Source organism: Methylobacterium sp. Leaf111, from assembly GCF_001423285.1.
Classification (GTDB): domain Bacteria; phylum Pseudomonadota; class Alphaproteobacteria; order Rhizobiales; family Beijerinckiaceae; genus Methylobacterium.
In genome coordinates this window covers 273,426-292,456 of sequence record NZ_LMNE01000001.1, presented here as the reverse complement: position 1 = coordinate 292,456, position 19,031 = coordinate 273,426, and the positions used below count along the sequence as shown (strand labels likewise).

Sequence of the window (19,031 nt, the reverse complement as noted above, 5' to 3'; positions counted from 1 at the left end):
GCGCGCGACCCCGCTCCGGGATCCCCATGGTCAGCCCGCGCCCGCGATCCCGTCGAGCTCCGCCAGCGCGTCCGCCGGCAGGGACAGACCGGCGGCGGCCATGTTCTCGCGCAGGTGCTCCGGCGACGACGTGCCGGGGATCAGCAGGATGTTGGGCGCCCGGGCGAGGAGCCAGGCGAGGGCGACCTGCATCGGGGTCGCGCCGAGGCGCGCGGCGACGGCCGACAGCGTCGTCGACTGGAGCGGGCTGAAGCCGCCCAGCGGAAAGAAGGGCACGTAGGCGATGCCGGCGGCGGAAAGGTCGTCGACCAGCGCGTCGTCCGCCCGCTGCGCGAGGTTGTAGGCGTTCTGCACGCAGACGATGGGCGTGATCGCGCGCCCCTCGGCCACCTGGCGCGGCGTCACGTTGCTGAGTCCGATCCGGCGCACAAGTCCCTGGCGCTGCAGGTCGACCAGGACGCCCAGGGGCTCCGCGATGGAGCCCTCGGCGGGACCGTGCGCGTCGAACATGATCCGCAGGTTCACCACGTCCAGCGCCTCGACGCCGAGGTTCCTCAGGTTGTCGTGGACGGCGTGCGTCAGGTCCTCGGCCGAGGCGGCCGGGTTCCAGGAGGCGTCCGGTCCCCGCCGCGCCCCGACCTTGGTGACGAGGACGAGATCGTCCGGGTAGGGATGCAGCGCTTCGCGGATGATCTGGTTCGTGACGTGGGGGCCGTAGAAATCGCTCGTGTCGATGTGATCCACACCGGAGGCCACCGCCTCCCGCAGCACGGCCACAGCACGAGCCCGGTCCTTCGGGGGGCCGAACACCTGCGGTCCGGCGAGCTGCATGGCACCGTAGCCCATCCGCTTCACCGTCCGGTCGCCGAGCTGGTAGGTGCCGGCTCCGTCGAGATCCTTCGCCCTGTCGCGATCGTTCATGGAAAACTCCTCTGCGCTGAGCTCCACCTAGCCCCTGCCGCCCCGCGCGATAATCCGGCACAATGCGCACGGGCCGTGCGGGGAAACGAACGATGCGCACCGATCTCGGGGAACTCGCGGCCTTCGTGGCCGTGGCGGAAGCCGGCGGCTTTCGCGACGGTGCCCGCACGAGCGGGCTCAGCGCCTCCGGACTGAGCGAGGCGGTGCGGCGCCTGGAGACGCGCCTCGGGGTCCGGCTCCTGAACCGGACCACCCGCAGCGTCGTCCCGACGGAGGCCGGCCTGCGTCTTCTGGAGCGCCTGAAACCGGCCCTCGGCGAGGTCGCGGCGGCGGTGGACGTGGTCAACGGCTTTCGCGATCGGCCGGCCGGCACGCTGAAGCTCAACGTGCCGGTGAGCGCGGCCCGGCTGGTGCTGCCCCGGATCGTCCCGCCCTTCCTGGCGGCCTATCCCGACATCCGCCTGGAGGTGATCGCCGACGACAGCTTCGTCGACGTGCTGGCCGCCGGCTGCGATGCCGGCATCCGCTACGACGAGCGCCTGGAGCAGGACATGGTGGCGGTCCCGATCGGCCCGCGGGAGCAGCGCTTCGCCACGGCGGCGGCGCCGGCCTATCTCGACCGGCACGGCCGGCCGGAGCACCCGCGCGACCTCCTCGACCATGCCTGCATCGGCGGCCGCTTCGCCAGCGGCGCCATGCCGGCCTGGGAATTCGAGCGCGCCGGCGAGATCGTCCGGGTCGAGCCGACGGGGCCGCTGGTCGTGCGCGTCGGGGCGGCGACCGAACTCGCCATCGACGCGGCGATCGCCGGCGTCGGACTGCTGAACCTGTTCGAGGATTGGCTCCAGCCGCATTTCGACAGCGGCGCCCTGGAGCCCGTGCTGGAGCCCTGGTGGCAGCGGTTCTCCGGGCCGTTCCTGTACTATCCCGGGCGCCGCTACCTGCCGGCGCCGTTGCGCGCCTTCGTGGACTTCATCGCCCCCCGCCCTGGACGCAGGGGAGATCTCGCGGCGAACCATCCCCCGGCGTCGCCTGGCACCCCGCTTCGGGATGTTTCGTGACGGACGGGGGATCGCGGTGCGCGGGCTCGGTGCCCCAGCGTCAAGGCGGTCGACCGGACCCTACGGGAGAGGGGGATACCGGTAGACGATCGCCTGCGAGATGCCATCGCGAATCTCGGCGGATGTGGGTCGAACGCCCGTCCCCGGCTTGTCGATCAGGGCCTTCACATGAGACTTCGCCGAGTCCAGGTCATTGGTCCAAGCCTTCGAGCCAAGCGCCGACGTCTCGTGACGGAGAATAATTCGGAACATATTTCGCCCTTTTCAAGATTTAGGCGAACATACACGAGTTTCTGAAAGCTCCTACGCGTTTAAATAGAAATAAGTTTGCTTTCCATGATTGCCAGAGACCGACCCCGAGTGCATCTTTGATGAGGGATCTCGCGCGTCAGCGACCGTAGATAGGGCTGACGGTGCCCTCAGGACAGTGTTTTAAGGGACCGCCGATGGATGTCGTCCTCACGCCGATGAAATCGGACGTCGATGTCTGGTCCCTGAAGGATCGGCTGGGTCGCGATCTGGGAACGATCCGGAGAAGCGCGACGGGGGATACCGTCAGCATCGAACCGGAGCCGGGCACGATCCTGCAGACCATCAAGCTCCGGCACCCGAGCCTCGATGAGGCCATGTCGGCCATTGCCAAGCTGACGAACGGCGCTTGCAACCTCGACAGTCAGCAATGGGATTAGGGCACCTTGGATGAAGGAATTCCTCGAAGTGGCCCTCGACGTGGCGGTCGCCCTGGTCGCTCTGGCGGTAGGCGCAACGATGGTCCGGGTTCAGGCCGGAAATTCCGAGCCAACGCTCTCCCGGACACCGTCTCCCGCGCTGCACTTCTGTGCCGCGGCGCTCATCTTCATCATCGGAACCTGCATCGGCGCCACCTCGCTCAGACACTGATACCGGTTTGAGATCCGAATCCCCGCCACGCCTCGGCCCTGCGCTCAGTTACAGGCGCGCTCTGGGGCCGACCTTCGATGCGAACGACGCCGACGGACCGATCGCAGGGCACGGACGCATGCGGTCCGGGGGATCGCCTGCGTTTTGGCTGTGATCTGTTGAAGTTGCGCGAAGACGTCTGGCGAGGGGCCGTCGTACCGCCCCGGTGGCCAATCGCGTCCGCCCCGGCGACGTCCGTCGCGATCAGACTTCCCTCACTCAGGCCGCCTCGACGGCGACCACGCGCTCGGCGACGGCGTCCAACGCGACGAGGGCGGCCAGGGCCCGACCGATGCGATTGAGCCCCGCTTCGTTCTCGATGATGGGAAACGCCATCTCCAAAGCACGCGTCACACCGACGACGGCCGCCTGTCCTGCCGAAGATCGACGCCGACGCACGAGTTCTTTGATTGTCATAGAGATTCCTACCCAGCGGGCAGTATGCGCCTCGATCGATCGATCACCTACATTTATTGTAGATTGGGTCGGATCCCGGCGCCCGGACGCTGCCGGGCGCGAACGCGAGCTAGAGCCAGCTCCCGTCGTTGATCCGGGCGCGGATCGGATGCTGTTCGGCCAGGACGTGCGCGTGCGAGATCCCCGCCGCGAGCGCGAGGGCCGCGGACGGGTAGGAACTCGGGGACCGGTATGGGTGATAGCCGGTCGTACAGACCGACCAGCGAAAGCGACCTTTCTCGCTCCGGCAGGCCGAGACGGCCACGCTATGGTCTGGCAGCGAAGGAATGCGCATCGGCCCGTCATGCCACGTCCCCCGGTCCTGACCAAGGCAGGGGACCTCCGGGGTTTCCAGGATCGGGGCACGGTCTCGGGTCGATACGGCGGATCACCTCTCAGGCGACGCGGACGAGCACGTGCTTCTTGCGACCGAACGAGAGCTTGATGACGCCGTCCGCGGTGAGGTCCGCCGTGCGCAGGACCGCGCGCTCGTCCGTCACCGGCACGTCGTTGACGCGCAGGCCCCCGCTCTTGATCTGGCGGCGGCCCTCGCTGGTGGAGGGCAGGAGCTTGGCGTAGTCCGGGCCGAAGGCCGAGAGGACGCCGAGGCCGGCGTCCAGGAGCTCGGGCGAGACGGTGATGCTCGGGAGGTCCTGCGCCACCGTGCCCTCGACGAAGGTCTTGCGGGCCGTCTCGGCGGCGGCGTCCGCCGCCTCGCGGCCGTGCATCAGGGCCGTCGCCTCCGTCGCCAGCACCTTCTTGGCCTCGTTGATGCCCGCGCCGGGCAAGGCTTCCAGGCGCGCGATCTCGTCCATGGGCAGGAGGGTGAACAGCTTGAGGAAGCGGCCGACATCGGCGTCCTCGGTGTTGCGCCAGAACTGCCAGTAATCGTAGGGGCTGAGCATCCCGGCATCGAGCCAGACCGCCCCGGCGGCGGTCTTGCCCATCTTGGCGCCCGAGGCGGTGGTCAGCAGCGGGCAGGTGAGCCCGTAGAGCTGCGGCGTGCCCATGCGGCGACCGAGATCGATGCCGTTGACGATGTTGCCCCACTGGTCCGAGCCGCCCATCTGCAGCACGCAGCCGTAGCGACGGTTGAGCTCGACGAAGTCGTAGGACTGCAGGATCATGTAGTTGAACTCCAGGAACGAGAGTTCCTGGTCGCGCTCCAGGCGCATGCGCACGCTGTCCATCGACATCATGCGGTTGACCGAGAAGTGGCGCCCGATGTCGCGCAGCATCTCGATGTAGTTCAGCTTGGTCAGCCACTCGGCATTGTCGACCATCGTCGCAGCCTGGCCGCCGTCACCGAACGTAAGAAACCGCGAAAAGGTCTTCTGGATGCCGGCCTTGTTCTCCTCGATCTGCTCGAGGGTGAGAATCTTTCGCGATTCGTCCCGGCCCGAGGGGTCGCCCACCCGCGTCGTGCCGCCGCCCATCAGGGTGATGGGCGTGCCGCCGGTGGCCTGGAGCCAGTGCAGCATCATGATCGAGAGGAGGTGGCCCACATGCAGGGAGGCGGCAGTGCAGTCGTACCCGACATAGGCCGTCAGCCGGCCCTCGCGGGCGGCCGCATCGATGCCAGCGAGGTCCGACCCCTGGTGGATGTAGCCGCGCTCGGTCAGGACCTTCAGAAAATCGGATTGCGGCTGGAAGGGCGCGTTTGCGGCGGCAGCCTGGGGGGCGTCGGAGGACATGCGAGGTTCCGGTTTCGAGAATCGCGGCACGGGACAGCGTTGAAGGCCGCGTGATAGCACCGCACGGGATGTGGGGCGGCTCTTAGCAGGGCTGCGGACGGAAGGCACGGGCATCAAGGCCCGGGGAGGGCACCATGACGATGATGCGCGCGATCGGGTTGATGAGCGGCACGTCCCTCGACGGCGTCGACGTCGCCCTGATCGAGACCGACGGCGAGACCGTGCGGGTGGTCCAGAGCCACAACGGCTACCTCGAGCCCCTCGGGCCGACGGGCTATCGCGGCTACTCGGACGAGGACCGGGCCCTGCTGCGCCAGGCGCTGGTCGATTCGGAAGGGGTCACCGCCCGCGAGGACCGGCCGGGCTGCCTCGCGGAGGCCGAGGCCTTCGTCACCGCCGCCCATGCCGAGGCGGTGGAGAGCTTCCTGGCGGACAACCATCTCACCCCGGCCGACATCGACGTGATCGGCTTCCATGGCCAGACCGTGGTGCACCGGCCGGACCAGCGCATGAGCGTGCAGATTGGCGATGGCACGGCCCTGAGCCGGCGGCTGGGCATCGCCGTGGTGTCGGACCTGCGCCACGCCGACGTGGTGGCGGGCGGGCAGGGCGCCCCCCTGGTCCCGGTGTTCCACCAGGCCCTTGCCCGCGCCTCCGGCTTCGAGGGGGCCCTCGGCATCCTGAACATCGGCGGGGTCGCCAACGCCACCATCCTGTCGGCGAACGGCGACGTCATCGCGTTCGACACGGGGCCCGGCAACGCGCTGATCGACGACTGGATGCGGGAGCGCACCGGCCGCCCCCTCGACGACGGCGGTCGCACCGCCGCCCGCGGACGCCCCGACGAGCCGCTGCTGGCCTGGCTGCTGATCCACCCGTTCTTCGCCCGGCGGCCGCCGAAATCCCTCGACCGCAACTGGTTCTCGCACAAGCTCGCGGGCCAGCTCTCGACGGAGGACGGCGCCGCGACCCTTACGGCCTTCACCGCCCGCGCGGTGGCCCGCGCCCTCGACCACGCCCCCGAGATCCCGGCCCGCTGGATCGTGGCCGGCGGCGGCGCCCGCAACGGCGAGCTCGTGCGCCTGCTGAACTACCACCTGCGCGCCGAGATCACGACGGCGGACGCCATCGGCTGGTCCTCGGCCTATCTCGAGGCACAGGCCTTCGCGCATCTCGCGGTGCGCTCGCTCAAGGGCCTGCCGATCACCTTCCCGTCCACCACCGGCGTGCGCGAGCCGACCACCGGCGGCGTGCTCGCGCGGCCGGATGCCTGAGGCGCAGCGCGTGTCCTGGCGCAGGGTCGCCCCCGGACCGGCGCATGGCCCCGCGCTGGCCCTCGGGCCAAACCCGCGCTAGAGCGGGAGCGCCATGTCGCACAATACGTTCGGACACCTGTTTCGCGTCACCACCTTCGGCGAGAGCCACGGGGTCGCCCTCGGCTGCGTGGTCGACGGCTGTCCGCCCGGGCTCGCCCTGTCGGCGGAGGACATCCAGGCGGAACTCGACCGGCGCAAGCCCGGCCAGTCGCGCTTCACCACCCAGCGGCGCGAGCCCGACCAGGTCCGCATCCTCTCGGGCGTCTTCGCCGACGACCGCACCGGCGGCGTCCAGCTCACCACCGGCACGCCGATCGCCCTGGAGATCGAGAACACCGATCAGCGCTCGAAGGATTACTCCGAGATCCGGGACAGCTACCGGCCCGGCCATGCCGACTACGCCTACGAGGCCAAGTACGGCATCCGCGACTATCGCGGCGGCGGGCGCTCCTCGGCGCGCGAGACCGCCGCGCGGGTCGCGGCGGGCGCCGTCGCCCGCAAGGTCCTGCCCGCCGGCGTCACGATCCGGGCCGCCCTCGTGCAGATGGGCCCCCACGCCGTCGACCGGTCGCGCTGGGACTGGGAGGCCGTGAACGCCAACCCGTTCTTCTGTCCGGACCCCGAGACCGCGACCTTCTACGCCGATTACCTCGACGGCATCCGCAAGGACGGCTCGTCCGTCGGCGCGGTGATCGAGGTGGTGGCCGAGGGCGTGCCCCCCGGTCTCGGCGCGCCGATCTACGGCAAGCTCGACGCGGATCTCGCCGCCGCCATGATGTCGATCAATGCCGTGAAGGGCGTCGAGATCGGTGACGGCTTCGCCGCCGCGTCCCTGCGGGGCGAAGAGAACGCCGACGAGATGCGCTCGGGCAATGCCGGCGCCCCGACCTTCCTCGCCAACCATGCGGGCGGGGTTCTGGGCGGCATCTCCACCGGCCAGCCCATCGTCTGCCGCTTCGCCGTGAAGCCGACCTCCTCGATCCTGACGCCGCGCATGAGCGTCTCCCGGGACAACCGCGACGTCGACCTCGTCACCAAGGGGCGCCACGACCCTTGCGTCGGCATTCGCGCCGTACCGGTGGCCGAGGCCATGATGGCGTGCGTCCTCGCCGATCACTATCTGCGTCATCGGGGGCAGGTCGGCGCGCGGGACTGATCCTGCCCGCGCCCGCCGTCGTCCGATCCGCGAAACGCCAAGAGACAGCCCGTGCCCCACACCCACGTCACCGAGGCCATCGAGGCCTATGCTCGCGGCGAGATCGTCGTCGTCACCGACGACGACGACCGCGAGAACGAGGGCGACCTCGTCGTCGCCGCCGCGCTCTGCACGCCGGAGAAGATGGCCTTCATCATCCGCAACACCTGCGGCATCGTCTGCGCGCCCCTGACCCGGGCCGAGGCCCGGCGCCTGCGCCTCGACCCGATGGTGGCCTCGAACGACGCGCCGCTCGGTACCGCCTTCACGGTGACGGTGGACACCAAGCACGGGCTGACCACCGGGATCTCGGCCGAGCAGCGCTGCAACACGGTGCGGGCGCTGGCCAACGGCAACATGGGCGAGGACGATTTCGTCCGTCCCGGCCATGTCTTCCCGCTGATCGCCAAGGATGGCGGCGTGCTCATGCGCTCCGGCCACACCGAGGCGGCGGTGGACCTGTGCAAGCTCGCGAACCTACCCCCGGTGGGCGTGATCTGCGAACTCGCCAACGACGACGGCACGGTGATGAAGGGTCCGCAGATTACGGCCTTCGCCGAGCTGCACAACCTCAAGCGCGTCTCGGTGGCCGACCTGATCGCCTACCGGCAGGCCCGCGAGACCCTGGTGGAGCGGGTCGGCACCTTCCCGGTGAAGACCGAGTTCGGCGAGATGACGGGCTACGCCTACACGACGCCGTTCGAGACCGTGCAGCAATTCGCCTTCGTCCACGGCCGCATCGGAGACGGCGAGGACGTGCTGGTGCGCCTGCACCGGTCGAACGTGGTGGCCGACGTCATCGAGGGCGGGCGCCAGATCGAGGCGGTGATGCGCCGCTTCGCCGAGGAAGGCCGCGGCATCCTCGTCTACCTCCGCGACGGCACGGCCGGCGTGCCCCTGAAGCCCTTCGTCGAGGAGGGTTCGGAGGCGCAGCGCGTGGCGCAGTGGCGCGAAGTCGGGCTCGGCGCCCAGATCCTGCGCGATCTCGGCGTCTCGTCGATCCGCAACCTCGCGACCTCGTCGCGCGCCTATGTCGGACTCTCGGGATTCGGGATCGAGTTCCTGGGCGACGAGCGCCTGGAGAGCTGAGCCGACGCGGGGGGCGAGAGCATCCAATTGCTGCTCGACCCCACCGAGGATCGGGTCGGCCGGCTCTCAGGCCTTGGGGCCGCTCGACCAGGACAGCCGGCGCGGGTGGGATCCTGCGTGCGGCCCTGGGTAGGACGGGGCCCCGCCCCGGTGGTGCTCGGTGTCGCGGCGCGTCAGGATCTCGCGAACGGCGAGGATGGTGAAGCGATACCAAATGTAGGCACCGCGCAGGAGCCGTCGCCCCCCTCTCGCATCCACGTCCTCGATCAACCGCATTCCGCTTCCCTCTGCGCTCGGCGAGCGTCTCCGTCAAACCTACGTAGTTTCGGTCGCGATAGCACCCATTTTCCGTCATCGCCGCGGGCCGGCGGCGAGAACCGCCAGCAAGGAGCGTCGTCGCCGACACCCGCGTTCGACTTGCTGCGATTCGCTTGCAAGCGCCGGGCCGCGCGTATCGGTCTCGCACATGCCCGACCCGGACAAGGCGGTCTGGCACAGGGCAGACCTGCGCGGGAACCCGCCGCACAGGGCGAACCCATACCGGGAAGGTCCGGCGCAGCAGGCGGTTCCCGCGCGCGCGTATCCTTGCCACAGTGGCGCGCGTGCAGAGTGCGCAGCGCCAATCGGGACGCGAATGGAGAGGCTTCATGATCGATGATGCGCGCGGGCGCGTCCTCGTCGCCGGCGGCGGCATCGCGGGACTGGCGGCGGCGCGGGCCCTGCACCGGCGCGGGGTGCCCGTCCTCGCCCTGGAGCGGCGCACGGCGCCGGAGGATGGCGGGCTCGCCATCAACCTCCCGGGCAACGCGGTGCAGGCCCTCGGGCAACTCGGGCTGGGCGACGCCCTGGAGCGCGTCGGGTCGCCCGTCCGGCGGCGCGAATATCGCACCCATCGCGGCCAGCTCCTGTTCGCCGTGGACGAGGCGGCGTTCTGGGGGGAGGCGGCCTGCCCGCGCTGCCTGCGCCGCTCCGACCTTCAGCGCCTCCTGGGTCAGGACCTCCCGCCGGAGGCGATCCGGCGTGGCGGCACGATCCGCGCGGTCCGGGCGACCGCGTCGGGCGTGAGCGTCGATTTTGGCGAAGGAGGGGTGGAGCAGGGCGGCCTGCTCGTCGGCGCGGATGGGGTCCACTCGACGGTCCGGCGTTCCATGTTCGGCGAACAGGCGACCCGCGCGGCCGTGCTCGGACAGGCCAGCTGGCGCTTCATGGCCCCAAACCCCGGCATCGATGCGTGGACCCTCTGGGCGGGGGCGGGGGGCCTGTTCCTGCTCATCCCGGTCGACACCGGCACGGTCTATGGCTGGGTTTCGATCAGCCGGACCGGGGCGGGCGAACGGGATCTGGCGAAAGTCCGCCGGGTGTTCGCCCCCTTCCCGCGCCTGGTGCAGGACACCCTGGATCGAGTCCTGGTCCATTTCGACGCGATCCATCATTCCCCGCTCGAGGAGGTGCGGATCGCGCGCTGGACCCAAGGCCGGGTTCTCCTGGCCGGCGATGCCGCCCATGCCACCGCGCCGGTCTGGGCACAGGGCGCCGCCCTCGCCCTGGAGGATGCCCTGGTGCTCGCGGACCTCCTGGGGCGCGAAGCGGATTGGAACACGGTCGGCCTCGCCTACGAGGCGCGGCGTCGCCCCCGCGTGGCCCATGTCCAGGCCATGACCGATCGCCTGTCGCGCACCGCCGCGCTGCCGGACTGGGCGCGAAACCGGCTGCTGCCCGTCATCGGCCCACGCAGCTACCGCGCCGCCTATGCGCCCCTCCGCGAGCCGGTCTCGGTGTGGGAGCGGACGGGCGATGGAAGAGGCGCGTCTGTGCAGGGCGCCTGATCGAACGAATTGTCGGAGGGAGAAGGGGAGGCCTGGTAGCGACCTCGTCAGTTCATGAGGGGACACCAACTCTGTTGAGTTGGTGCGGCCAAGAGGACTCGAACCTCCACCCCTTGCAGGACTAGCACCTCAAGCTAGCGCGTCTACCAATTCCGCCATGGCCGCATCGTCAACACACCGTTCGCGTCGGTCACCGGGCCCGGAGATCCTGTCTCACTCGGCTGCGGCGGCCGATCTCTCGGGGCGCGGCGCAGCCAATAACAGAGGGATTTCCGTCCGACAAGCGCCGCGTGGGCGGGATCAGAGAAAATCGACACCGCCTTCGAGGACCGGGACCGCGCCCTCGCCGATGGTCACCCCGGCGAGGCGCACCACCTCGGCCTTGCGGATCAGCTCGGTGATTTCCACGGAGATGCGGTTGCCCGTCACGACGATCTGGCCCCGCGCGATCGGGTGGTCGTTGGCGAGGATCTCGACCATATCGGACTCGGTGGATTCGAGTTCGATCACGGCGCCCCGGCCCATGCGCAGCAGCATGTGCAGCGGCATATGACTACGGCCGAGCACCACCTTAAGATCGACCTTCAGGTCTTCCAGAACCGCCACGCGCCCCGTCCCCCGCTCCGGGGCGGCGCGCGATGCGGCGTCCGCCCTTCCGTCCACCTTCCACGCGCGATGGTGAAGTCTTGGTAAACGAAACCCTAAATGCCACCCGGCTGGCGCTCCCGCCGAGGGACTTCCGGCCCATGGCCGGCGCGGCGCCGGTGGACTGGCGGATCAGCGACGCGCTCGTGCTCTACGGGGAGGCCGTGGCCGCCATGGAGGCGCGCGCCGAGGCGATCGCGGCGGGGCAGGCGCCGGAACTGGTCTGGCTGCTGGAGCACCCGCCGCTCTACACGGCCGGCACCTCCGCGCAGGACGACGACCTCGTCGCCCCCGGGCGCTTCCCCGTGCACCGGACGGGCCGGGGCGGGCAGTACACCTATCACGGGCCCGGCCAGCGGGTGGCCTACGTGATGCTCGACCTCAACCGGCGCCGCCGGGATCTGCGGGCCTACGTGGCCGCCCTGGAGGCCTGGATCATCGCGACCCTGGAGGCCTTCAACGTGCGCGGCGAGCGGCGGGAGGACCGGGTCGGGGTCTGGGTCCGCCGACCGGAGCGCGGGGCGGCGGTCGAGGACAAGATCGCCGCCATCGGCATCCGGGTCCGGCGCTGGGTCAGCTTCCACGGCATCAGCCTCAACGTGGAGCCGGACCTGTCGCACTTCTCCGGCATCGTCCCCTGCGGCATCGCCGGCCACGGCGTCACCAGCCTCGTCGAGCTCGGCCACCTCGTCTCGATGCCCGAGGTCGACATGCAACTGCGCGCCGCCTTCGAGGCGATCTTCGGCGAGACGGTGTCCGTCGGCTAGAGTTCGCCCGGGATGAGGGGAAACCGGTTCTCCCGAGAAGACAAATCCACGAGAGAGACCCTAGATCACCGGCACGCCGCGTCCCTTGGCGTGCTCGCCCGGCTCGACGTGAATGACCACCACGGAGCCCTCGATGGCGTTCTCGATGGCGGCCTCCAGCCGGTCGCAGATCGCGTGCGAATCCTGCACCGTCATCGTGCCCGGCACCACGAGGTGGAAGTCGATGAAGGTGGCCTGTCCCGCGTGGCGGGTGCGGACGTCGTGCGCCTCCAGGGCGCCGGTGCTGTGGAGGGAGATGAGCGCGCGGATCTGCGCGACCATCTCGCCGGGGGCCGCCTTGTCCATGAGGCCGCTGACCGAATCGCGGATCATGCCCCAGCCCGACCACAGGATGTTGAGGGCGACGAGCCCGGCGATGAGCGGATCGAGGATCGCGTAGCCCGTGACCGCCACCAGGGCGACGCCGACGAGCACGCCGCCCGAGGTGACGACGTCGGCCATGACGTGCCGGGCATCCGCCACCAGGGCGGGGGAGCGCCATTCCCGGCCGCGGCGCAGCAGGATCACGGCCCAGGCGCCGTTGATCGCGGTGGCCACGAGGTTGACGAGGAGGCCGGTCAGCGGCGCGTCGAGGGGCTTCGGGTCGAGAAGCCCGTGGAAGGATTCGCGCAGGATCAGGATCGCCGCCACGACGATGAGCGCGCCCTCGATCACGGCGGAGAAGTACTCGGCCTTGTGGTGGCCGTAGGGGTGGTCGTCGTCGGCCGGACGGGCGGCGACCCGCAGGGCGACAAGGGCGAACACCGCCGCCACCACGTTGATGATGCTCTCCAGGGCATCCGAGTACAGCGCGAGGCTGCCGGTGACCCAGTAGGCGGCGAACTTGAGGCCCATCACCAGGGCGCCGAGGCCGGCGCTCAGGAGGGCAGCTTTCTGGGTACGGTCCATGGCGACGTCCGGTCTCGGCCCGGGCGCAGCAGCGACGCCCGGTCGCGCGGCCATAGCGCCCGTCCCGGCGCCAAGGCCACGGCAAAGGTTGAACCCGCCGCTGAACGATTGAGCCGGGGCTATGCCGACTCGGAGGTCTCCGGCGTGTCCGGCGCCACGGGCTTGCGCGCCCGCTCGCGGGCAGCGAAGCGCGCGCCTTCGGCCCGGGCGCGCTCGGCCTTGCGCCGGAAGCTGCGGGCGCTCCAGTTCCAGCGCGCGGCATCGGCCAGCGTCTCGAGGCGCTGCGCCTCCCGCTCCCAGTACGTCACCAGCTGCCCGTCCAGGGTCACGCGGCCCGGCCGCACCGGCCGGGGGGTCCCGTCGCTCATGCCTCGAACTCCTGACTCGATCTCACCGTGAGGGGGTCGGACTATCGCAACCGGAAGTACGAAAATCCAGGCGCGCCGGGCGGTGGCCCGGCCCCTCAGCGAACCGGCAGGACCGTCCCGGGTTCCGGGCACGCGCGCCGGACCATTGATCCGCGCGGGCAAACCGGGCAGGTGGCGCGGCATGCGCGTCGATCTCTTCGATTTCGAGCTGCCCGAAGACAGCATCGCCCTCAGGCCGCCTGTGCCCCGCGATGCCGGGCGCCTCCTCGTGGTCCGGCCCGACGACGGCCTGGAGGATCGGCGGGTGCGCGACCTCGCGCAGCTCCTGCGCCGGGGCGACGCCCTGGTTTTCAACGACACCCGGGTGATCCCGGCGCGGCTCGCCGGCGTCCGCCATCGCCCGGGCTCGCCGGGCCTGCGGATGGAGGCGATGCTCCACCTGCGCGAGGCGGCGGACACCTGGCGCGCCTTCGCCCGGCCGGGCAAGCGCCTCGCCGCCGGCGACCGGGTCAGCTTCGGCCGCCACGGCGCCAGCGCGCCCTGCGCCCTCGGCGGCCTCGACGCCACCATCGCGGCGAAGGGGGAGGGCGGCGAGATCACCCTGCGCTTCGATCTCGCCGGACCGGCCCTGGACGAGGCCATCGCCGCCATAGGGGACCTGCCGCTGCCGCCCTACATCGCCGGCAAGCGCCCCACCGACGCGCAGGACGCCACCGACTACCAGACCGTCTATGCCCGCGAGCCCGGCGCGGTGGCGGCCCCCACCGCCGGCCTGCACTTCTCCGAGGCGATGCTGGCCGAACTCGATGCCGCCGGCATCGCCCGCCACACCGTGACCCTGCACGTGGGCGCCGGCACCTTCCTGCCGGTGAAGGCCGACGACACCGCCGACCATCGCATGCATGCCGAGATCGGTTGCCTCGACGCCGACACCGCCGAGGCCCTCAACGGCGTGCGGGCGCGGGGCGGGCGCATCGTCGCTGTGGGCACAACGGCCCTGCGCCTCCTCGAGAGCGCGGCCGACGGGGAGGGCCGCCTCCACCCCTTCGCCGGCCAGACCGAGATCTTCATCACCCCGGGCACGCGCATCCGCGCGGTGGACGCCCTGATGACCAACTTCCACCTGCCGCGCTCGACCCTGTTCATGCTGGTCTCGGCCTTCTCGGGCCTGGAGACCATGCGGGTGGCCTACGCGCACGCCATCGCGGGGGGCTATCGCTTCTATTCCTACGGCGATTCCAGCCTGCTGTTTCCGGCGCGCGGCTGAGGCGCCGGCCCGCGCGGGGTTTGCCTCGAAAGCGCCGGAGGCTCTAAGACGGCGCCCATGTCCGAGCCCGCCTCTCCCGCCGCATCCGCCGGCCTGCCCGCCGAATTCACCTTCCGCGTCGACGCCACCGACGGGGCCGCGCGCACCGGCGCGATCACGATGCCGCGCGGCACCATCCGGACGCCGGCCTTCATGCCGGTGGGCACGGCCGCCACCGTGAAGGCGATGTATCCGGGCCAGGTCCGCGAACTCGGGGCCGACGTGGTCCTGGGCAACACCTACCACCTGATGCTGCGCCCCGGTCCCGAGCGCATGGCCCGCCTCGGGGGCCTGCATCGCTTCATGAACTGGCCGCACCCGATCCTCACCGATTCCGGCGGCTTCCAGGTCATGTCGCTCTCGGCCCTGCGCAAGCTGGACGAGCAGGGCGTGACCTTCCGCTCCCATGTGGACGGCTCGACCCACCACATGAGCCCGGAGCGCTCCATCGAGATCCAGGGCCTGCTCGGCTCCGACATCCAGATGCAGCTCGACGAGTGCGTCCGCCTGCCGGCCGAGCACGCGGCTATCGAGAAGGCGATGCACCTGTCCCTGCGCTGGGCCGAGCGCTGCCGCGTGGCCTTCGGCACCCAGCCCGGCAAGGCGATGTTCGGGATCGTCCAGGGCGGCGACGTGCCGGCCCTGCGGGTGGAGAGCGCCCGCGCCCTCGTGGACCTCGACCTCAAGGGCTACGCCATCGGCGGGCTCGCGGTGGGCGAACCCCAGGACGTGATGCTGGCGATGATCGAGACGGTCGAGCCGCACCTGCCCGCGGGCAAGCCGCGCTACCTCATGGGCGTCGGCACTCCGGACGACCTGATGCGCTCGGTGGCCCGGGGCATCGACATGTTCGACTGCGTGATGCCGACCCGCGCCGGCCGCCACGGCCTCGCCTATACCCGACACGGCCGGATCAACCTGCGCAACGCCCGCCACGCCGAGGACACCCGCCCCCTGGACGAGGCCTCGTCCTGCCCGGCGGCCCGCGACTATTCCCGGGCCTACCTCCACCACCTCGTGCGCAGCGACGAGATCCTGGGAATGATGCTGCTCACCTGGAACAACCTGTCCTACTACCAGGACCTGATGGCGGGCCTGCGCACCGCCATCGCGCAGGGCCGCCTCGCCGACTTCAGCGACGAGACCCGCGCGGCCTGGACCCGGGCCGAGGCCGAACGCGCCGCGGCCTGACGCACCATCCCCGGGGGACGACCGCGAAGCCGGTTGACCCCATACCGCCGACCCCCTATTGCGAGCCACGCTGTTCGACACGGCGCGGCGCCGAGCGCCGCAACGCCCCGTCGCACACGAGCGCGTAGCTCAGTTGGTAGAGCAACGGACTTTTAATCTGTAGGTCCTGGGTTCGAGTCCCAGCGCGCTCACCATTATTTTCAAGAGTTTAGCAGTGGAAGTTGCTAACTGAGACTTTTCCTAGCAACCACATAGCTACCATCGCGTTGTCGGCCGTCACTGCGGCGATTCATCCGATCAGGCGTAAACCGCTACCTCCTATCGAGTCGCAACCACCACCCCTCTTTCTGCTAGGGGTGAAGGGTGGCAGAAAAGCCTGATTGTTCGCCGACCATCTGCAGATACTCCGGTTGGCAGCAGGCGCAGTTCAGATGCTCGATTGCCGTCCGAGAGCGTGGGCAAATCAGAGATCCATCGTCGGGGTTCAAGGCAGCGGTTGGCCGGATCGTTCAAACGGCCTTCATGTATATGCCACGAGGTGATCAGAGACCTCGATCGCCTGTGGATGCACGTACGTCGCGTTCAATGAAGGCAGTAAGGTCGCTCTCGCGATACCGCACCATACGGCCGCCACCGAGCTTGACGAACTTTGGTCCATCACCACGGCATCGCCAGTTACGTAGGGTCTTAACCGCTACCCCTAAAAGGGCAGCGGCCTGATGCTCGTTCATCAGTGGCTGAGCAGCCGGTATTGCAGATGCTTTCTCGCTCCTCGAAAGCCCAGTCAGGTGATTTTTGTTTACGATTTGATTGGTCACATTGGTGCTCCATTGCAGCACCAGTGATTGACAAGGCTCGTTTTGAGCCTGCGCTTTTTTTCTAGGCCGGCAAAGCTGGCTGTCTGGTAGGTTTAGTTCTGGGGGCGCCATTTTGGAGGCGCGGGATGTCGCGAAGGCAATCGCGGACACCGGATGTGGANCTAGGCCGGCAAAGCTGGCTGTCTGGTAGGTTTAGTTCTGGGGGCGCCATTTTGGAGGCGCGGGATGTCGCGAAGGCAATCGCGGACACCGGATGTGGAGCGGGTGCTTCAGCCGGCTCGGCGGCTCTGCCCGGCCTGCGGCCAGAGCATGCGGCTCCGTTACGAGAACCGACGCACGCTGGTGACGCTGTCCGGCACGCAACGGCTGCGCCTGAAGATCCGCCGCTGCGAGGCCGAGGGCTGCGCCCGCTTCCGCAAGCCCTACCGCCCGGAGGCCGAAGGCGCATTGGCGCTGCCGCAGCACGAGTTCGGCCTCGACGTGATGGCGCTGGTGGGAGCCTTGCGCCACCGCGAACATCGCTCAGTGCCGGAGATCCACGCGATCCTGCGTGATCGCGGTGTGCCCATCGCCGAGCGCAGCGTGACAAACCTGCTCGACCGCTACGACGAGGTGGTGTCGACCCGGCTCGGCGATCCTCAGCACCTGCGCCGGCAGCTTGGTGGGCAGGACCGGATCGTCCTCGCCCTCGACGGTCTGCAGCCGGATGTCGGCCACGAGGTGCTCTGGGTGCTACGCGACTGTCTCTCGGGGACGGTCCTGCTGGCGCGCAGCCTGCTGTCGGGGACCGCGGAGGATCTGACCGTGCTGCTGCGCGAGGTGGTGGAGGCCGTGGGCGTGCCGGTGGCGGGCGTGATCAGCGACGGTCAGCACTCCATCCGCAAGGCGGTGGCCACGGCCCTTCCGGAGGTTCCGCATCAACTCTGCCACTTCCATTTCCTGCGGGAGGCGGCGCTGCCGATCTTCGAGGCCGACCGGCACGCCAAGAAGGAACTGAAGAAAGCGGTGCGTGGCGTGCGCCCGATCGAGCGGGCTGTGGAGGGACGCAGCGACGCCGAGGCGAACGTAGTGCGCGGCTATGCCAGCGCCGTGCGCAGCGCGATCACCGACGACGGGCGCGCACCGCTCGATGCGGCAGGGCTGCGGTTGAAGGACCGATTGGAGAAGGTCGCCGGCAGCCTGGAGCGGGTGCGCTCAAAAGGGGGGCCTCGCGCCCGCTCGCCCGGCTCGCGCTCCTGATCGGACGGGCGCTCGCCCGCACCGCYGCGCTCTGGCCGGTGGTCCGGCAAGGCTTCGTCTTCGTGCACGCCGCCGCCCGCCTGCTGGCCGATCCCGCCGGGGAGACAGGCGCCAAGGTCCGGCGGCGCTTCGACGGCCTGCTCGCCGCAATGCAGCGCCACCGTCGACGCGTCGTCGATCTCGGCGCGGCCCTCGACCACTTCCGCAAGGTCGCGCGGAGCTATCGGCCCGGACTGTTCTACGCGCCCGACGTCGCCGGCCTGCCCCGCACCAACAACGCCCTGGAGCAATTGTTCGGCTCGCAGCGCTATCACGAGCGCCGCGCCACCGGGCGCAAGACAGCCTCGCCCGGGGCGGTGCTGCGCGGGTCAGTCCGGCTCGTGGCAGGCATCGGCACGCGGGCTCGGATCCTGTCCGGACGCGATCTCGGCCGGGTCGATCGCGCGCGGTGGCAAGACCTGCGCCGATCCCTCGATGACAGGCGCCAAGCGCGCGTCGCACGAACCCGCTTCCGACGCGATCCCGATGCCTACCTCACCGCCCTCGAACGCCAAGCCCAACAGTTAGATTTGCCAGCCTAGNGCCAAGCGCGCGTCGCACGAACCCGCTTCCGACGCGATCCCGATGCCTACCTCACCGCCCTCGAACGCCAAGCCCAACAGTTAGATTTGCCAGCCTAGTTTTTTTGGCCCGCGCCCGAGGAACGGATGCCGGCGCGGGCCCGTCCCTCGGTGATCTACCCGACAGAACCCGCGATCCTGCGAGGCACTTCTCCACAAAGTAGCCGAGGCGAGGACAGCGCGGCACCCGAGTGGCGCGCTATTATTTCGACATTCACGACGGCCGCGCGTTCGTCCCGGATCCGATCGGCCAGGATTGCGTCGACGCCGACCATGTCCGCCGCGAAGCGATGCGCGCCTTGCCGGAGATCGCGCGGGACGCGATCCCCCGGCGCGGGGCCGATGCCCAGGCCTTCAAGGTCGTCGTTCGCAACACGGACAGCGCGGCGGTCTACACCGCGACCCTGACCTTCTCGGGCTCGTGGGTGAGCCCGGGGGAGCGGCCGGACGAGCCTACGCCGTGAGGGCCGGATGCCGGCCGGCGGCGGCTTCGTCGCTCTGGCGACGGTGCCGAGGAGGCGGCCGGAGCGTCGGATCCCGGCAGGTCTCGTGCGGCAGGTCTCGTGCGGCAGGTCTCGTGCGGCAGGTCTCGTGCGGCAGGTCTCGTGCGGCAGGTCTCGTGCGGCAGGTCT

20 protein-coding genes and 2 tRNA genes are annotated in these 19,031 nt (G+C 69.9%); 13 read left to right on the top strand and 9 right to left on the bottom strand.

What is annotated here, in order from left to right; translation table 11 throughout:
* Positions 1-30: 30 nt before the first annotated feature.
* Positions 31-921, bottom strand: coding sequence for an aldo/keto reductase family oxidoreductase (locus ASF41_RS01230; RefSeq protein WP_056490158.1), 891 nt, complete (start codon positions 919-921; stop codon positions 31-33).
* A gap of 92 nt (positions 922-1,013) precedes the next feature.
* Here ASF41_RS01230 and ASF41_RS01225 point away from each other — a divergent pair, with 92 nt between their 5' ends.
* The 3 genes from ASF41_RS01225 to ASF41_RS01210 all read left to right on the top strand — a co-directional run bounded on the left by ASF41_RS01225 (position 1,014) and on the right by ASF41_RS01210 (position 2,882).
* Positions 1,014-1,982, top strand: coding sequence for a LysR family transcriptional regulator (locus tag ASF41_RS01225; protein ID WP_082503896.1), 969 nt, complete (start codon positions 1,014-1,016; stop codon positions 1,980-1,982).
* Positions 1,983-2,428: 446 nt separating this feature from the next.
* Positions 2,429-2,671, top strand: coding sequence for a hypothetical protein (locus ASF41_RS01215; protein ID WP_056211076.1), 243 nt, complete (start codon positions 2,429-2,431; stop codon positions 2,669-2,671).
* A 10-nt stretch (positions 2,672-2,681) separates the two neighbouring features.
* Positions 2,682-2,882 (top strand): hypothetical protein, encoded by a 201-nt coding sequence (locus ASF41_RS01210; protein WP_056490152.1) that lies wholly within the window; start codon positions 2,682-2,684, stop codon positions 2,880-2,882.
* Positions 2,883-3,447: 565 nt separating this feature from the next.
* Here ASF41_RS01210 and ASF41_RS24540 read toward each other — a convergent pair.
* Together ASF41_RS24540 and tyrS are read right to left on the bottom strand one after the other, a co-directional pair.
* Positions 3,448-3,672 carry a hypothetical protein gene (locus ASF41_RS24540; protein WP_156653171.1) on the bottom strand — a complete coding sequence of 75 codons (225 nt, stop codon included), beginning with the start codon at positions 3,670-3,672 and terminating at the stop codon, positions 3,448-3,450.
* Between the two features lie 100 nt (positions 3,673-3,772).
* Positions 3,773-5,071: a tyrosine--tRNA ligase gene (tyrS, locus tag ASF41_RS01205; RefSeq protein WP_056353815.1), complete on the bottom strand. Its 1,299-nt coding sequence runs from the start codon at positions 5,069-5,071 to the stop codon at positions 3,773-3,775.
* 134 nt (positions 5,072-5,205) lie between these two features.
* Between tyrS and ASF41_RS01200 the strand changes: the two genes are divergently transcribed.
* The 3 genes from ASF41_RS01200 (at position 5,206) to ribB (ending at position 8,671) form a co-directional block, all read left to right on the top strand.
* On the top strand, positions 5,206-6,345 hold the full coding sequence (locus ASF41_RS01200) for an anhydro-N-acetylmuramic acid kinase (protein WP_200941239.1): 1,140 nt from the start codon (positions 5,206-5,208) through the stop codon (positions 6,343-6,345).
* A 94-nt stretch (positions 6,346-6,439) separates the two neighbouring features.
* A complete protein-coding gene (gene aroC / locus ASF41_RS01195) occupies positions 6,440-7,543 on the top strand; it encodes a chorismate synthase (protein ID WP_056211085.1) in 1,104 nt (367 codons plus the stop codon).
* A gap of 51 nt (positions 7,544-7,594) precedes the next feature.
* Positions 7,595-8,671 carry a 3,4-dihydroxy-2-butanone-4-phosphate synthase gene (ribB, locus tag ASF41_RS01190; protein ID WP_056211087.1) on the top strand — a complete coding sequence of 359 codons (1,077 nt, stop codon included), beginning with the start codon at positions 7,595-7,597 and terminating at the stop codon, positions 8,669-8,671.
* Between the two features lie 66 nt (positions 8,672-8,737).
* On the opposite strand, the gene ASF41_RS01185 is transcribed toward ribB, so the two are convergent.
* Complete coding sequence (locus ASF41_RS01185; protein WP_056211089.1) at positions 8,738-8,947, bottom strand: hypothetical protein; 210 nt, start codon at positions 8,945-8,947, stop codon at positions 8,738-8,740.
* 371 nt (positions 8,948-9,318) lie between these two features.
* On the opposite strand from ASF41_RS01185, the gene ASF41_RS01180 reads away from it, so the two are divergent.
* Positions 9,319-10,497, top strand: a complete 1,179-nt coding sequence (locus tag ASF41_RS01180) for an FAD-dependent monooxygenase (protein ID WP_056211091.1) — start codon at positions 9,319-9,321, stop codon at positions 10,495-10,497.
* An 80-nt stretch (positions 10,498-10,577) separates the two neighbouring features.
* Here the strand turns inward: ASF41_RS01180 and ASF41_RS01175 are convergent.
* Together ASF41_RS01175 and ASF41_RS01170 are read right to left on the bottom strand one after the other, a co-directional pair.
* Positions 10,578-10,662 (bottom strand) — tRNA-Leu (locus ASF41_RS01175).
* A gap of 135 nt (positions 10,663-10,797) precedes the next feature.
* Positions 10,798-11,103, bottom strand: a complete 306-nt coding sequence (locus ASF41_RS01170) for a FliM/FliN family flagellar motor switch protein (RefSeq protein ID WP_056211093.1) — start codon at positions 11,101-11,103, stop codon at positions 10,798-10,800.
* Between the two features lie 32 nt (positions 11,104-11,135).
* Here ASF41_RS01170 and lipB point away from each other — a divergent pair, with 32 nt between their 5' ends.
* Positions 11,136-11,909, top strand: coding sequence for a lipoyl(octanoyl) transferase LipB (gene lipB, locus ASF41_RS01165; protein WP_082503893.1), 774 nt, complete (start codon positions 11,136-11,138; stop codon positions 11,907-11,909).
* Positions 11,910-11,969: 60 nt separating this feature from the next.
* Here lipB and ASF41_RS01160 read toward each other — a convergent pair whose 3' ends face one another.
* Together ASF41_RS01160 and ASF41_RS01155 are read right to left on the bottom strand one after the other, a co-directional pair.
* Positions 11,970-12,857 carry a cation diffusion facilitator family transporter gene (locus ASF41_RS01160; protein ID WP_056211096.1) on the bottom strand — a complete coding sequence of 296 codons (888 nt, stop codon included), beginning with the start codon at positions 12,855-12,857 and terminating at the stop codon, positions 11,970-11,972.
* A gap of 119 nt (positions 12,858-12,976) precedes the next feature.
* Positions 12,977-13,225, bottom strand: coding sequence for a hypothetical protein (locus tag ASF41_RS01155; RefSeq protein WP_056353827.1), 249 nt, complete (start codon positions 13,223-13,225; stop codon positions 12,977-12,979).
* Positions 13,226-13,406: 181 nt separating this feature from the next.
* Here ASF41_RS01155 and queA point away from each other — a divergent pair, with 181 nt between their 5' ends.
* From queA to ASF41_RS01140, 3 genes are all read left to right on the top strand, one after another.
* Positions 13,407-14,492, top strand: coding sequence for a tRNA preQ1(34) S-adenosylmethionine ribosyltransferase-isomerase QueA (queA, locus tag ASF41_RS01150; protein WP_056211100.1), 1,086 nt, complete (start codon positions 13,407-13,409; stop codon positions 14,490-14,492).
* Positions 14,493-14,549: 57 nt separating this feature from the next.
* Positions 14,550-15,722: a tRNA guanosine(34) transglycosylase Tgt gene (gene tgt, locus ASF41_RS01145; protein WP_056211103.1), complete on the top strand. Its 1,173-nt coding sequence runs from the start codon at positions 14,550-14,552 to the stop codon at positions 15,720-15,722.
* 118 nt (positions 15,723-15,840) lie between these two features.
* A tRNA-Lys gene (locus tag ASF41_RS01140) sits at positions 15,841-15,916 on the top strand.
* A 348-nt stretch (positions 15,917-16,264) separates the two neighbouring features.
* Here ASF41_RS01140 and ASF41_RS23445 read toward each other — a convergent pair.
* Positions 16,265-16,453 (bottom strand): AlpA family transcriptional regulator, encoded by a 189-nt coding sequence (locus ASF41_RS23445; RefSeq protein ID WP_082503890.1) that lies wholly within the window; start codon positions 16,451-16,453, stop codon positions 16,265-16,267.
* Positions 16,454-16,849: 396 nt separating this feature from the next.
* On the opposite strand from ASF41_RS23445, the gene ASF41_RS23440 reads away from it, so the two are divergent.
* Positions 16,850-18,360, top strand: a protein-coding gene (locus ASF41_RS23440; RefSeq protein ID WP_156653188.1) for an ISNCY family transposase whose coding sequence is annotated in 2 segments (ribosomal slippage) — positions 16,850-17,747 and positions 17,747-18,360 — 1,512 coding nt in all. Because the reading frame shifts where the segments join, the coding sequence is not laid out codon by codon here.
* 230 nt (positions 18,361-18,590) lie between these two features.
* On the top strand, positions 18,591-18,863 hold the full coding sequence (locus ASF41_RS01125) for a DUF6894 family protein (RefSeq protein ID WP_056350538.1): 273 nt from the start codon (positions 18,591-18,593) through the stop codon (positions 18,861-18,863).
* Positions 18,864-19,031: the final 168 nt, after the last annotated feature.